12 protein-coding genes are annotated in these 12,488 nt (G+C 64.6%); 11 read left to right on the plus strand and 1 reads right to left on the minus strand.

What is annotated here, in order from left to right; genetic code table 11:
* Positions 1-76: 76 nt before the first annotated feature.
* From VI26_RS00420 to VI26_RS00450, 7 genes are all read left to right on the plus strand, one after another.
* Positions 77-1,186 carry an aromatic ring-hydroxylating dioxygenase subunit alpha gene (locus VI26_RS00420; RefSeq protein ID WP_048407768.1) on the plus strand — a complete coding sequence of 370 codons (1,110 nt, stop codon included), beginning with the start codon at positions 77-79 and terminating at the stop codon, positions 1,184-1,186.
* Positions 1,187-1,303: 117 nt separating this feature from the next.
* Positions 1,304-1,789, plus strand: coding sequence for a hypothetical protein (locus VI26_RS00425; protein ID WP_231460977.1), 486 nt, complete (start codon positions 1,304-1,306; stop codon positions 1,787-1,789).
* A complete protein-coding gene (locus VI26_RS00430) occupies positions 1,786-2,676 on the plus strand; it encodes a DMT family transporter (protein ID WP_048407769.1) in 891 nt (296 codons plus the stop codon). Before VI26_RS00425 ends, VI26_RS00430 begins: the two co-directional genes overlap by 4 nt.
* A gap of 81 nt (positions 2,677-2,757) precedes the next feature.
* Positions 2,758-3,570, plus strand: a complete 813-nt coding sequence (locus tag VI26_RS00435) for a DMT family transporter (RefSeq protein WP_082150802.1) — start codon at positions 2,758-2,760, stop codon at positions 3,568-3,570.
* 49 nt (positions 3,571-3,619) lie between these two features.
* Positions 3,620-4,138: a ClbS/DfsB family four-helix bundle protein gene (locus tag VI26_RS00440; protein WP_048407771.1), complete on the plus strand. Its 519-nt coding sequence runs from the start codon at positions 3,620-3,622 to the stop codon at positions 4,136-4,138.
* Between the two features lie 66 nt (positions 4,139-4,204).
* Positions 4,205-4,567 carry an STAS/SEC14 domain-containing protein gene (locus VI26_RS00445; RefSeq protein ID WP_048407772.1) on the plus strand — a complete coding sequence of 121 codons (363 nt, stop codon included), beginning with the start codon at positions 4,205-4,207 and terminating at the stop codon, positions 4,565-4,567.
* A gap of 97 nt (positions 4,568-4,664) precedes the next feature.
* Positions 4,665-6,977, plus strand: coding sequence for a Tex family protein (locus VI26_RS00450; protein WP_048407773.1), 2,313 nt, complete (start codon positions 4,665-4,667; stop codon positions 6,975-6,977).
* A 41-nt stretch (positions 6,978-7,018) separates the two neighbouring features.
* Here VI26_RS00450 and VI26_RS00455 read toward each other — a convergent pair whose 3' ends face one another.
* The gene (locus VI26_RS00455; RefSeq protein ID WP_231461042.1) at positions 7,019-7,501 is read right to left on the minus strand and encodes an Lrp/AsnC family transcriptional regulator; all 483 of its coding nucleotides are present in this window, start codon (positions 7,499-7,501) and stop codon (positions 7,019-7,021) included.
* Positions 7,502-7,631: 130 nt separating this feature from the next.
* On the opposite strand from VI26_RS00455, the gene phhA reads away from it, so the two are divergent.
* The 4 genes from phhA (at position 7,632) to VI26_RS00475 (ending at position 12,476) form a co-directional block, all read left to right on the plus strand.
* The gene (phhA, locus tag VI26_RS00460) at positions 7,632-8,525 is read left to right on the plus strand and encodes a phenylalanine 4-monooxygenase (RefSeq protein ID WP_082150803.1); all 894 of its coding nucleotides are present in this window, start codon (positions 7,632-7,634) and stop codon (positions 8,523-8,525) included.
* Between the two features lie 161 nt (positions 8,526-8,686).
* Positions 8,687-9,679 carry an extracellular solute-binding protein gene (locus VI26_RS00465; protein ID WP_048407775.1) on the plus strand — a complete coding sequence of 331 codons (993 nt, stop codon included), beginning with the start codon at positions 8,687-8,689 and terminating at the stop codon, positions 9,677-9,679.
* A gap of 108 nt (positions 9,680-9,787) precedes the next feature.
* Positions 9,788-11,398 (plus strand): iron ABC transporter permease, encoded by a 1,611-nt coding sequence (locus VI26_RS00470; RefSeq protein ID WP_048407776.1) that lies wholly within the window; start codon positions 9,788-9,790, stop codon positions 11,396-11,398.
* 1 nt (position 11,399) lies between these two features.
* Complete coding sequence (locus VI26_RS00475) at positions 11,400-12,476, plus strand: ABC transporter ATP-binding protein (RefSeq protein ID WP_231580932.1); 1,077 nt, start codon at positions 11,400-11,402, stop codon at positions 12,474-12,476.
* Positions 12,477-12,488: the final 12 nt, after the last annotated feature.

Below are 12,488 nucleotides of genomic sequence, written 5' to 3' on the forward strand. Positions count from 1 at the left end.
TTTTGATAGTCCCGCAAACTCGTTTCAAGCGAGATTCGGCTGGTCTTATATCTTCTACCACGGAGGTGTGGGAATAATGTCTGATCTGGCTTCCGCGCAGTTGCTTCAAGCTTCTGCTGCTCAGCTACCCGTCTATACCTATTTCGATCCTGCCTATTACGCTCAGGAACAGCGGCTGCTGTTTGGAGACGCGCCCATCTACTATGGCCATGAGCTGATGACGCCGAACGCCGGCGATTATCAGACCCTGGACTGGATGGGCCACGGCAAGATGCTCAAGAATGTGGATGGCCGGATCAAGCTGATCTCCAATGTCTGCCGTCACCGCCAGGCCATCATTTATAAAGGCCGCGGCAACGGCAACCATATCGTTTGCAATCTGCACGGCTGGACCTATGACGCCGAGGGCGCCTTGCTGGGCGCGCCGCATTTCCCGGAAACGCCGTGCCTGAAGCTGAACCAGACCGAGCTGACGCGCTGGAACGGCCTCTTGTTCGACGCGCGCCGCGATGTGGCGCGCGATCTGGAAAACCTGGGCGTGGCCAAGCATATGCGCTTTGACGGCTACGCCTACCACTCCAGCCATCTGAGCGAGTACGACTTCAACTGGAAGACCTTCATCGAAGTGTATTCCGAGGATTACCACGTCGATCCCTTCCACCCCGGCCTGGGCAATTTCGTCGATTGCGGCGACCTGAAATGGGAGTGGGGCGCGCAATACCATGTGCAGACCGTGGGCGTGAAGAACAAGCTGGCCACCTCCGGCTCCCGTGTCTACGGCAAGTGGCACGAGGAAGTCCGCCGCCGCTACGCCGACCAGCAGCCGGAGTTCGGCGCCATCTGGCTGACCTACTACCCCAACATCATGGTGGAGTGGTATCCGCACGTGCTGGTGGTCAGCGTGGTGATGCCGCGCGGCCCGGAGCAGTGCACGGTGCTGACCGAGTTCTACTACCCGGAGGACGTGGTGTGGTTCGAGCCGGAGTTCATCGAGGCGGAGCAGGCGGCTTATTTCGAAACCGCCAAGGAAGACGACGAGATCTGCTACCGCATGCACGAAGGACGCCGCGCGCTGTGGTTGCGCGGCGAAAGCGAGGTGGGGCCTTACCAATCGCCCACCGAGGAAGGCATGCAGCACTTCCACGAGTTCTACCGCGGCAAGATGGGCGCGGCGCTGGCTGGTTAAGCTGCGGCTTGCGGTGTCATAATGCGAAGGCGCGGACGGGGTCCGCGCCTTTCTTATTCTGGTTTGCCCGATTCCATGCTTAAAACGCTTTTTCGCTGTTTGCCCTTGTTATTGGTCTTGCAGGTCCCTCTGGCGCAGGCCGCCGTCTATGCCGATGCCGCCAGCCGGGTGCGTTTCAACGTCCCGCCGGGCTGGAAGGTGCGGCCCAGCGTGGTGGATGGCCAGCGCGTGCTGCGGGTGGTGCCGCCCAAGGCGGACCAGCGCGAGCGGGCCGCCATCGATGTGCAGATCATCGCGCGCAAGTCCGGGCGCGGCGACACGCTGGCGCGGCTGGCGCAGAAATACCGCCGCGAGGATGGCGACCGCGAAGCCGCCAACTTCGTGCGCAGCAACAGCCGCAACGGCCGGCTGGTCACCGAATACCGCGACGGCCGCCTGGTGTCCAACCGCTTGTGGATCGTCCGCCATAATCTGCACGTGTTCCAGTTGGGCGACAAGAAGCGGGTGGCCGAGGCGCGCTGCACCGCCAACGCGTCCGAATTCAAGACTTACCGCCGTCAGATGGAGTCCATCTGCCTGTCGCTGGAATGGCTGAAGCGATGACGCCGGCCTGGCGCGACGGCGCGCTGACGCTGGGACGGCGTTTGCGCCAGGGCCGCTTGGGCGCCGGCTGGATGGTGGTGGCGGCCTTGTGCTTCGCGCTGATGAGCATGTTCGTCAAGCTGGGCGCCGCCACTTTTGGCTCCACCGAGCTGCTGTTCTGGCGCACCGCCATCGGCGCGCTGACCTTGGGCGCGGCGATGGCCTGGCGGCGGCAATCGCCGCTGACGCCGCATTGGCGCGGCCACATCAAGCGCAGCTTTGTTGGCTATGCGTCCATGGTGGCGCTGTTCTACGCGCTGACCCGGCTGCCCTTGTCCACCGCGGTGACGCTGAATTACACCTCCTCGCTGTTCTTCGCCTTGCTGTGCGTGGTCAAGCTGAAGGACAGGCTGACGCCGCGCACCGGGCTGGCCTTGCTGCTGGGCTTTGTCGGCATCGTCGTGCTGCTGCGGCCCACTTTCAGCTCGGCACAGTGGCTGGCCGGTCTGATCGGCCTGACGTCCGGCATCAGCGCCGGCTACGCGGTGTTTCAGGTGCGCGAGCTGGGCCAGATGGGGGAGCCATCCTGGAAAGTGGTGTTCTGGTTTTTCGCTATTTCCAGCCTGTTCGGCGGCATTTGGCTCATCCTGGGGCCGGGCTTCAGCGCGGTGACGGCGGATAATGTCTTGCCGCTGCTCGGCGTCGGCGTTTGCGGCATGCTGGGCCAGTTGGCGATGACTCGCGCTTACAAGGACGGGCGCAAATACCTGGTGGCCAGCTTTGGCTATCTGACGGTGCTGTTTTCCGTGCTGCTGGGCGTGGTGCTGTGGGGCGATCCGCTGAGCGCCTGGTCGCTGGCGGCGATGGCCCTGATTGTGGGGTCCGGCCTGATGGCGGCCCTGCGTTGAAGCAGGGCTTGAGGGTTCAACAAGAATGAATAAGGATAATGTGGTTTGACTAGTGCAAAGTGGCGCCTGGGTTCGGGCTGGATGGTGGTGGCTGCGGTGTTTTTCGGCCTGATGGGGGTGTTCGTCAAGCTGGGCGCCGAATATTTCTCCTCCACCGAGCTGGTGTTCTGGCGCACGCTGATGGGCGTGGTCACCCTGGGGGCGGCGGCGCTGTGGCGGCGCGATCGCTTCGCCACGCCCTTGCTGCGCTACCACGTGCAGCGCGGCCTGATCGGCTATGTCTCGATGCTATTGTATTTCTACGCCATCGCCCATCTGCCCTTGTCCACCGCGGTGACGCTCAACTACACCTCGCCGATGTTCCTGGCGCTGCTGTCGGTGGTGCTGCTGCGCGAGCGCCTGCCCAAGCAGGCGTTGGCCGGCCTGGCGCTGGGTTTTGTCGGCGTGGTGCTGTTGCTGCGTCCCACGCTGTCCAGCGAGGCCTGGGTGGCCGGCCTGCTCGGCGTCGGTTCCGGCCTGCTGGCCGGCTGGTCTTATCTGCACGTGCGCGAACTGGGCCGCCAGGGCGAGCCGGAGTGGAAGGTGGTGTTCTATTTCGCGCTGATCTCCACGCTGGGCGGCCTGCTGCTGATGCTGTTCGAAAGCTGGCATCCGGTGACGCTGCAGAACGCCTGGCTGCTGCTGGGCCTGGGCGCCACCGCCACCATCGCCCAATTGGCGATGACCCGCGCTTATAAAGTGGGACGCAAGCTCTTGGCCGCCAATCTGTCCTATCTGACCGTGGTGTTTTCCACCCTGTTGGGCGTCGGCCTGTGGGGCGACCCGCTCAGCGCCGCCAGCCTGGCGGCGATGGGTTTGATCATCGTCAGCGGCATGCTGGCCAGCCGGCGTTAAGCTGGGAGCGAAACCCGGCGCTGCACCGGGCCAGTCTGGGAGAGCGACGATGGCGGTACCGGCGGACAAGGCGGCCTTGCTGGCGGCGATGCGGGACGAATACCGGCGCTTGCGCGCGGTGCTGGCGCGGGTGCCGCCGGAGCGTACCTTCATTCAGGAACTGGACGGACACGCCAAGAACAGCCAGATGAGCGCGGCGGACCTGCTGGCCTACCTGCTGGGCTGGCAGGCATTGGTGCTGAAGTGGCACCGGCTGGAGCGGGAAGGCTTGCCGATAGACTTTCCCGACACCGGCTACCGCTGGAACCAACTGGGCCTGCTGGCGCAGAAGTTCTACCGCGATTACCAAGGAATCGGAGACTGGGCGCGGCTATGCGCGCTGCTGGACGACAGTCAACGCCAAGTGGAGGCGCTGGTGGAGAGCTACTCCGACGAGGCGCTGTACGGCCGCCCCTGGTACGACAAGTGGACGCGCGGGCGGATGATTCAGTTCAACACCGCCTCGCCCTGCCGCAACGCCCGCGGGCGCTTCGCCGCCTGGCTCAAGACGCTGCCGCCGACCGCCTGAAAAAGCTTGCCGCGCCAGTGCTGCCCGGCCTTAAAATGAAAGCGACACCGCATAAAGGAGAAGCACATGATCTCGATACGCGAACAACACTATGGCCTGGACGTGGCGCTGTACAACGAATTCACGCTGGCGGATTTCAAGTTGCTGGAAGAAGCGCTACTCAAGCGCCAGTCCGAGTGCGACAAGCCGGATCTGCTATTGGACCTGAGCGAGCTGAAGGACTTCACGCTGGACATGGCGCTGGAAGAGGTCAAATTCATGCGCGCGCATGAAAACCATGTCGGCCGCGTGGCGCTGGTGGTCAGCGATGTGTGGATCAAGCTGGCCGCCCACATCGCCGGCCTGCTGTCCAATACCCACACCCAGTATTTCGACACCGCCGAGGAAGCCCAGGCCTGGCTGGAGCGGCCGGTGGCCGCCGGTACCTAATGCCGGTTCCGGGACGTCCGATGCGGCGTCCCGGTTGATTTTGTCGGCGATGGCGGTAGAGTAGCGGTTTTTGTTCAACTCGAAAGAATAAAAACCGATGTTGAAAAGCATTTCCAACCGTCTGGCGGCGGAACTCTCCGTCCGCGAGGCGCAAGTATCCGCCACCATCGAACTGATAGACGGCGGCGCCACCGTTCCCTTCATCGCCCGCTACCGCAAGGAAGTCACCGGCGGCCTGGACGACACCCAGCTTCGCACCCTGGCCGAGCGCCTGGTGTATCTGCGCGAACTGGACGAGCGCCGCGTCAGCATCCTCGGCAGCATTTCCGAGCAAGGCAAGCTGAGTCCCGAACTGGAGGCCGCGCTCTACGCCGCCGACAACAAGACCACGCTGGAAGACCTGTACCTCCCCTATAAACCCAAGCGCCGCACCAAGGCGCAGATCGCGCGCGAAGCCGGGCTGGAGCCGCTGGCCGACGGCTTGCTGACCGACCCGAGCCAGGACCCCAACGCCGCGGCGGCCGCCTATGTCAACGCCGAGGCCGGCGTGGCCGATGCCAAGGCGGCGCTGGACGGCGCGCGCGCCATCCTGATCGAGCGCTTCGCCGAGGATGCCGAACTCCTGGGCCAATTGCGCGAAAAGCTGTGGAGCGAGGGCGAGCTGGCCGGCCAGGTGGTGGCCGGCAAGGAGCACGAGGGCGCCAAGTTCTCCGATTATTTCGAGCACCGCGAAGCGATTCGCTCCACCCCATCGCACCGTGCCTTGGCGCTGTTGCGCGGCCGCAACGAGGGCGTGCTCAGCCTGACGCTGAAGTACCAGCCGGATGAGACTCCGATCACCGAGCGCTCCGCCTACGAGCAGTTGATCGCCGCGCGCTTCGGCGTGCGCGACGCCGGCCGCCCGGCCGACAAATGGCTGCTGGACGGCGTGCGCCTGTGCTGGCGCGCCAAGATCTTCCTGTCGCTGGAACTGGAACTGGTGTCGCGGCTCAAGGACGCCGCCGACGCCGAGGCGATCAAGGTGTTCGCCGACAATCTGCACGACCTCTTGCTGGCGGCCCCGGCCGGCCAGCGCGCCACGCTGGGCCTGGATCCGGGCCTGCGCACCGGCTGCAAGGTGGCGGTGGTGGACGGCACCGGCAAGCTCTTGGACACCGCCACCATCTACCCGCATGAGCCGCGCCGCGATTGGGACCGCTCGCTGGCGGTGCTGGGCGCCTTGTGCGCGCGCCACCGCGTGGATCTGATCGCCATCGGCAACGGCACCGCCAGCCGTGAAACCGACAAGCTGGCGCAGGAACTGATCCGCGCCTATCCGCAGCTGGGCATGACCAAGATCGTGGTGTCCGAGGCCGGCGCCTCGGTGTACTCGGCCTCGGAACTGGCGGCGCGGGAATTCCCGGACCTGGATGTGTCGCTGCGCGGCGCGGTCTCCATCGCCCGCCGCTTGCAGGACCCGCTGGCCGAGCTGGTGAAGATCGATCCCAAGTCCATCGGCGTCGGCCAGTACCAGCACGACGTCAACCAGAGCCAGCTGGCGCGCGCGCTGGACGCGGTGGTGGAAGATTGCGTCAACGCCGTCGGCGTCGACGTCAACACCGCCTCGGCGCCGCTGCTGACCCGCATCTCCGGCCTCAACGCCACGCTGGCGGCCAATATCGTGTCCTACCGCGATCAGAACGGCGCCTTCCGCAACCGCCGGCAATTGTTGAAAGTGCCGCGGCTGGGCGACAAGACCTTCGAGCAGGCGGCCGGCTTCCTGCGCATCCGCGACGGCGACAACCCGCTGGACGGCTCCGCCGTGCATCCGGAAGCCTATCCGGTGGTGGAGCAGATCGTGCTCAAGACCGGCCGCGAGATGAAATCGCTGCTCGGCGATTCCGGCTTCCTGAAAACGGTGAAGGCGGTGGATTACACCGATGAACGCTTCGGCCTGCCGACGGTGATGGACATCCTGCGCGAACTGGACAAGCCGGGCCGCGACCCGCGTCCGGAATTCAAGACCGCCACCTTCCAGGACGGCGTCGAGGACATCAAGGACTTGCAGCCGGGCATGATCTTGGAGGGCGTGGTCACCAATGTCGCCAACTTCGGCGCCTTCGTCGACATCGGCGTGCATCAGGACGGGCTGGTCCACATCTCGGCCTTGTCGAACAAATTCGTCGACGATCCGCGCAAAGTGGTCAAGGCCGGCGACGTGGTCAAGGTCAAGGTGCTGGAAGTGGACGCGGCGCGCAAGCGCATCGCGCTGACCATGCGGCTGGACGACGCGCCGGGCGCCGGCAATAGCCGCGGCCCGCGCAATGACGGCCCGCGCGCTCAGGATAGACGCGGCGGCGACCGTCAGCGCGGCCAGCAGCCGGCCGGCGATACCGCGATGGCGGCGGCGTTCGCCAAGCTCAAGCGCTGAGGCTGCTGAAGTGAAGAACGGCGGGCATTCCCCGCCGTTCTTCATTCCGGCACCGACGAGAGCGGCAGCTTCATCGTCTGCTTGATCGCGTTCAAGGCGATGGTGGATTTGACGCTGCGCACCAGCGACAGCCGCATCAGCCGGTTCATCACGAAGGTGGACAGCGAGGGCAGGTCCGGCACCACGATGCGCAGCAGGTAGTCCGCCTCGCCGGCGGCGGCGTAGCATTCCAGCACCTCAGGCAGTTCATTGATGGCCTGGGCGAATTCCTGCAAGGCGCTTTCGCTGTGGCGCTCCAGGCTGACGTGGGCGAAGGCCATCACCGACAAGCCCACCTGTTCCGGCTTCAAAGCCACCTGGTAGCCCTGGATCACGCCGTTCTCTTCCATGCGCTGGATGCGGCGGCCGATCTGCGACGCCGACAGCGCCACTTGCTGCGCCAGCTTCTGATGGGTGCTGCGGGCGTCGTGCTGCAGCGCGTCCAGGATCTGGTAGTCGAAGCGGTCTAATTCAATTTTGCGCATGATGAGCATTTTGTGGTGTTTATATGCGGCAAGTGTGCAAAAAAAATCGCACACAGGCAAATTTTGCGGTCTTCCCGCATCGCTCCGGGCCTAAACTAGAGTTATCCACCTAAATTCCGGACCCGCCATCATGAACGACCGAGCCGATTTCGTCGTGCCCGACATCACCACGCGCAAGAATGTCGGACTCAGCCACGACCGCGTGGACTTCACGCTGCCGCAACCGCTGGAGCGCTACACCGCCGCCGATCACGCCACCTGGGCCACGCTGTACCGCCGCCAGAGCGAGATGCTGCCGGGCCGCGCCTGCGATGAATTTCTGGAGGGTCTGGAGCGCCTGGGCGTGGACGCGGATCGGGTGCCGGATTTCGCCAAGCTGAATGAACAATTGATGGCCGCCACCGGCTGGCGGATCGTGGCGGTGCCGGGCCTGATTCCGGACGATGTATTCTTCGAACACCTGGCCAACCGCCGCTTCCCGGTCACCTGGTGGCTGCGCGAGCCGCACCAGCTGGATTATCTGCAAGAGCCGGACGTGTTCCATGATTTGTTCGGCCATGTGCCGCTGTTGATCAATCCGGTGTTCGCCGACTACCTGGAGGCATACGGCAAGGGCGGCATGAAGGCCAAGGCGCTGGGCGCCTTGCCGCTGCTGGCGCGCTTGTACTGGTACACGGTGGAGTTCGGCCTGATCAACACCCCTAAGGGCATGCGCATTTACGGCGCCGGCATCGTGTCCAGCAAGGGCGAATCGGTGTACTGCCTGGATAGCGCCAGTCCCAACCGCGTCGGTTTCGATCTGGAGCGCATCATGCGCACCCGCTACCGCATCGACACCTTCCAGAAAACCTATTTCGTCATCGATAGCTTCCAGCAGTTGTTCGACGCCACCGCGCCGGATTTCGCGCCGTTGTACGCGCGCCTGGCCGAGGCGGCGACGCTGGGCGCCGGCGATATCGCCGCGGAGGACAAGGTTTTCAACGTTGGCGACCGCAGCGGCTGGGGCGATTCCGAGGATGTGTGAAGCCTTGCCGTGATGGCTGGCAAGCTTGCGATAGACCCGCCACGGCGGGTCTTTTTATTTGTTCCGATTAAAACAAAAATGTGAGTGTTTACTAGATTGATAAGCATTCTCATTTTTGTTAGAGTCCGATTCTGATCGCTCAACCCAACAGGGGACACACCTTGAAAACGCACCTGATGCTTGCCGCCATCCTGGCGGGTTTCGCCGGCCACGCCATGGCGGAAGACGTAGTGGTTTACAGCGCTCGCGCCGAGCAGTTGGTCAAGCCCATCATCGAGGCTTACAAGAAGGAAACCGGCGTCAACATCAAGCTGGTGTCGGACAAGGAAGGTCCGCTGATGGAGCGCCTGCGCGCCGAGGGCGGCAACAGCCCGGCCGATCTGCTGCTGACCGTGGACGCGGGCAATCTGTGGCAGGCCGCCAAGATGGGCCTGCTCAAGCCGGTGAAGTCGCCGCTGCTGGACGCCAACATCCCGTCCTATCTGCGCGACCCGGGCAATGAGTGGTACGGCCTGTCCATCCGCGCGCGCACCATTTTCTACAACACCCAGAAAGTGAAGCCGGGCCAACTGTCCAGCTACGCCGACCTGGCCGACCCCAAGTGGAAGGGCAAGCTGTGCCTGCGCACGTCCAAGAAGGTCTACAACCAGTCGCTGGTGGCGATGATGCTGGCCGATCTGGGCCCGGCCAAGACCGAGAAAGTGGTCAAGGGCTGGGTGGATAATCTGGCCACTCGCGAATTCCCGGACGACACCAAGATGCTGGAAGCCATCGCCGCCGGCCAGTGCGAGGTGGGCATCGCCAACACCTATTACTACGGCCGCCTGATGGAAAAATCGCCCAAGCTGCCGCTGGGCATTTTCTGGGCCGACCAGGCGGGCAAGGGCACCCATGTGAACATCTCCGGCGCCGGCGTGGTCAAGCACGCCAAGAACGAGAAGGGCGCGCTGAAGTTCCTGGAATGGCTGTCCAGCGCCAAGGCGCAGAATATGTTCGCCGACGTGAACATGGAATTCCCGGTCAACCCCAAGGTCAAGCCTGACGCCAGCGTGGCCGCCTGGGGCGAGTTCAAGCACAGCTACATCAATGTCGCCAACGCCGGCGCGCGCCAGGCGGAAGCGGTGAAGCTGATGGACCGCGTAGGCTACAAGTAAGCCGCGGCGGGCCGTCTGCCCGCATTTTTTTACAGCCTGCCGGGCACCAAAGCCCCGGCAGGCTGTCTTTGCTTGTTTCCCCGCGTTTTTGACATGGTTTCTCCGCCGATGATTCGTTTCTTGTCGCCGTGGCGCGGTCTGGCTTTCGGCATCAGCCTGCTGACCGTCGTGCCGCTGCTGGTGATGCTGTGCTCGTTGCTGGCTCCGGACTGGGAGGTGTGGCGGCATCTGTACGATTACACCTTGCCGGAGCTATTGCTCAATACCCTGTATCTGATAGGCGGCGTCGGCGCCGGCGTGCTGCTGCTGGGCGTGCCGCTGGCCTGGCTGACCGCGGTGCATGATTTCCCCGGCCGCCGTTTTTTCCACTGGGCGCTGATGCTGCCGCTGGCGATGCCGGCCTATGTGCTGGCGTTTTCGCAGCTGGGCCTGTTCGATTTCACCGGGCCTTTGCAAAGCTGGCTGCGCGAGCGTTTCGGCGATTCGTCCTGGGTGCCGAATATCCGTTCCACGCCGGGCGTGATCCTGGTGATGTCGCTGGCCTTCTACCCCTATGTCTATCTGCTGGCGCGCAACGCCTTCGCCAGCATGGGCCGGCGCGCGCTGGAAGTGGGGCAGTCGCTGGGCCTGTCGCGCTGGCAGGGCTTCCGCCGCGTGGCGCTGCCGATGGCGCGGCCGTGGATCGCCGGCGGCCTGATGCTGGCCTTGATGGAAACGCTGGCCGATTTCGGCACCGTGGCCATTTTCAATTTCGACGCCTTCACCTCGGCCATCTACAAGGCCTGGTTCAGCCTGTTTTCCCTGCCGGTGGCCAAGCAGCTGGCGTCCTTGCTGGTGTTGATGGTGCTGCTGCTGCTGTGGCTGGAGCAGCGCTCGCGCGGCCGCCGCGCCTATACCCAGGCCGGCAAGGCGGCGCCGCTGCCGCGCTTGCGGCTGGATGGCGCGGCCGGTTGGCTGGCCGCCTCCGCCTGCGCGCTGGTGCTGACCCTGGCTTTCGCGCTGCCCTTCGGCCAGTTGTTGGTCTGGGCCGGCGCCCACTTGGCCGAGGACCTGGACGCGGACTTCCTCGGCCATGTCGCCAACTCGCTGCTGCTGGCCTTGCTGGCCGCCGGCCTGGTGGCCTTGACCGCCTTGCTGCTCAGCTATGCGGCTCGGCGAGAGCCCTCGCGCTGGACCCGGCTGTGGAGCCGGCTGGCGACGCTGGGCTACGCGGTGCCGGGCACGGTGCTGGCGGTGGGGGTGTTCGTGCCCATCGCCTGGCTGGACAACCGCTTGCTGGACTGGCTGCGGCCCTGGCTGGCGCCGGACGCCAGCGCGGTGATCAAGGGCACTTTGCTGGTGTTGATGCTGGCCTATGTGGCGCGCTTCCTGGCGGTGGGGCATTCCGCGGTGGATACGGCGATGCATCGCATCAGCCGCAGCCAGGAGGAGGCGGCGCGCAATATGGGTTATAGCGGCCTGCGCCTGCTGGCTCGGCTGCATCTGCCGCTATTGCGCGGCGGTCTGTTCACCGCGGTGCTGATGGTGTTCGTCGATGTGATGAAGGAGATGCCGATCACCTTGATGACCCGGCCTTATGGCTGGGACACGCTGGCGGTGAGGATTTTCAATTTGACCACCGAGGGCGAATGGGAGCGCGCGGCCTTGCCGGCGGTGGCCATCGTGCTGGCCGGCCTGCTGCCGGTGTGGGTATTGTCGCGGCAGAAGGATGCGGTCTGAGATGAAGCGTATGGATGAACAAGCCTTGCTGGAGTTCGACCTGGTCAGCCAGAAGTACGGCGAGAGCCGGGTGGTGGACAATATGAGTTTCGGCTTGCAGGCCGGGGAGATCGCCTGCCTGCTGGGCAGTTCCGGCTGCGGCAAGACCACGGTATTGCGTTGTATTGCCGGTTTCGAGAAGCTGCTGGGCGGCGAAATCCGGCTCAATGGCCAGGTGATCAGCTCTTTCCGCGAACAGCTGCCGGCGCATCAGCGCCGCATCGGCATGGTGTTCCAGGATTACGCGCTGTTTCCGCACCTGACCGTGGCCGGCAATGTCGGTTTCGGTCTGGACGCCTTGCCCAAGAGCCAGCGCGCGGCGCGGGTGGCGGAAGTGCTGGAGGTGGTGGGCCTGGCGGAGTGGGCGCGGCGCTACCCGCACGAATTGTCCGGCGGCCAGCAGCAGCGGGTGGCGCTGGCGCGCGCCTTGGCGCCCAGGCCCAGCCTGCTGTTGCTGGACGAGCCGTTTTCCAATCTGGACGTGGATTTGCGCGAGCGCTTGTCGCGCGAGGTGCGCGATATCCTGAAAAGCCAGGGCGCCACCGCCATCATGGTGACCCATGACCAGAACGAGGCCTTCGCCATCGCTGACCGCGTCGGCGTGATGCAGCAGGGCCGACTATTGCAGTGGGACACGCCGTACCGGCTTTACCACGAGCCGGCCACGCGCTATGTCGCCGATTTCATCGGCCAGGGCGTGTTCCTGTCCGGCAAGGTGACCGGACCGCGCTGCGTGGCGCTGGAGATAGGCGAATTCTGCGGCATCGTGCCCTTGCAGTTCGAGACCGGAGACGAGGTGGATGTGCTGGTGCGGCCCGACGATGTGGTGCACGACGATGTCAGCCCGACGCGGGCGCGGGTCAGCGCCAAGGTGTTCCGCGGCGCCGAGTTTCATTACACCTTGACGCTGCCGTCCGGCCAGCGGGTGCTGGCTCAGGTGCCCAGCCATCACGACCATGCGCTGGGCGAGGCGATAGGCATCCGGCTGGAGCTGGATCATTTGATCGCTTTTCCGCGCTCGGGAGCGGGAGGCGGCTGACCAGGGCCGGGG

Origin of the sequence: Chromobacterium sp. LK1 (assembly GCF_001043555.1) — a bacterium.
Lineage (GTDB): Bacteria > Pseudomonadota > Gammaproteobacteria > Burkholderiales > Chromobacteriaceae > Chromobacterium > Chromobacterium aquaticum.

What these genes read in the sequence shown, in the direction of transcription:
- VI26_RS00420 (WP_048407768.1), top strand. Translation starts at nt 77, where the DNA reads ATGTCTGATCTGGCTTCCGCGCAGTTGCTTCAAGCTTCTGCTGCTCAG.
- VI26_RS00430 (WP_048407769.1), top strand. Translation starts at nt 1,786, where the DNA reads ATGACGCCGGCCTGGCGCGACGGCGCGCTGACGCTGGGACGGCGTTTG.
- VI26_RS00435 (WP_082150802.1), top strand. Translation starts at nt 2,758, where the DNA reads ATGGTGGTGGCTGCGGTGTTTTTCGGCCTGATGGGGGTGTTCGTCAAG.
- VI26_RS00440 (WP_048407771.1), top strand. Translation starts at nt 3,620, where the DNA reads ATGGCGGTACCGGCGGACAAGGCGGCCTTGCTGGCGGCGATGCGGGAC.
- VI26_RS00445 (WP_048407772.1), top strand. Translation starts at nt 4,205, where the DNA reads ATGATCTCGATACGCGAACAACACTATGGCCTGGACGTGGCGCTGTAC.
- VI26_RS00450 (WP_048407773.1), top strand. Translation starts at nt 4,665, where the DNA reads ATGTTGAAAAGCATTTCCAACCGTCTGGCGGCGGAACTCTCCGTCCGC.
- VI26_RS00455 (WP_231461042.1), bottom strand. Translation starts at nt 7,501, where the DNA reads ATGCGCAAAATTGAATTAGACCGCTTCGACTACCAGATCCTGGACGCG.
- phhA (WP_082150803.1), top strand. Translation starts at nt 7,632, where the DNA reads ATGAACGACCGAGCCGATTTCGTCGTGCCCGACATCACCACGCGCAAG.
- VI26_RS00470 (WP_048407776.1), top strand. Translation starts at nt 9,788, where the DNA reads ATGATTCGTTTCTTGTCGCCGTGGCGCGGTCTGGCTTTCGGCATCAGC.
- VI26_RS00475 (WP_231580932.1), top strand. Translation starts at nt 11,400, where the DNA reads ATGAAGCGTATGGATGAACAAGCCTTGCTGGAGTTCGACCTGGTCAGC.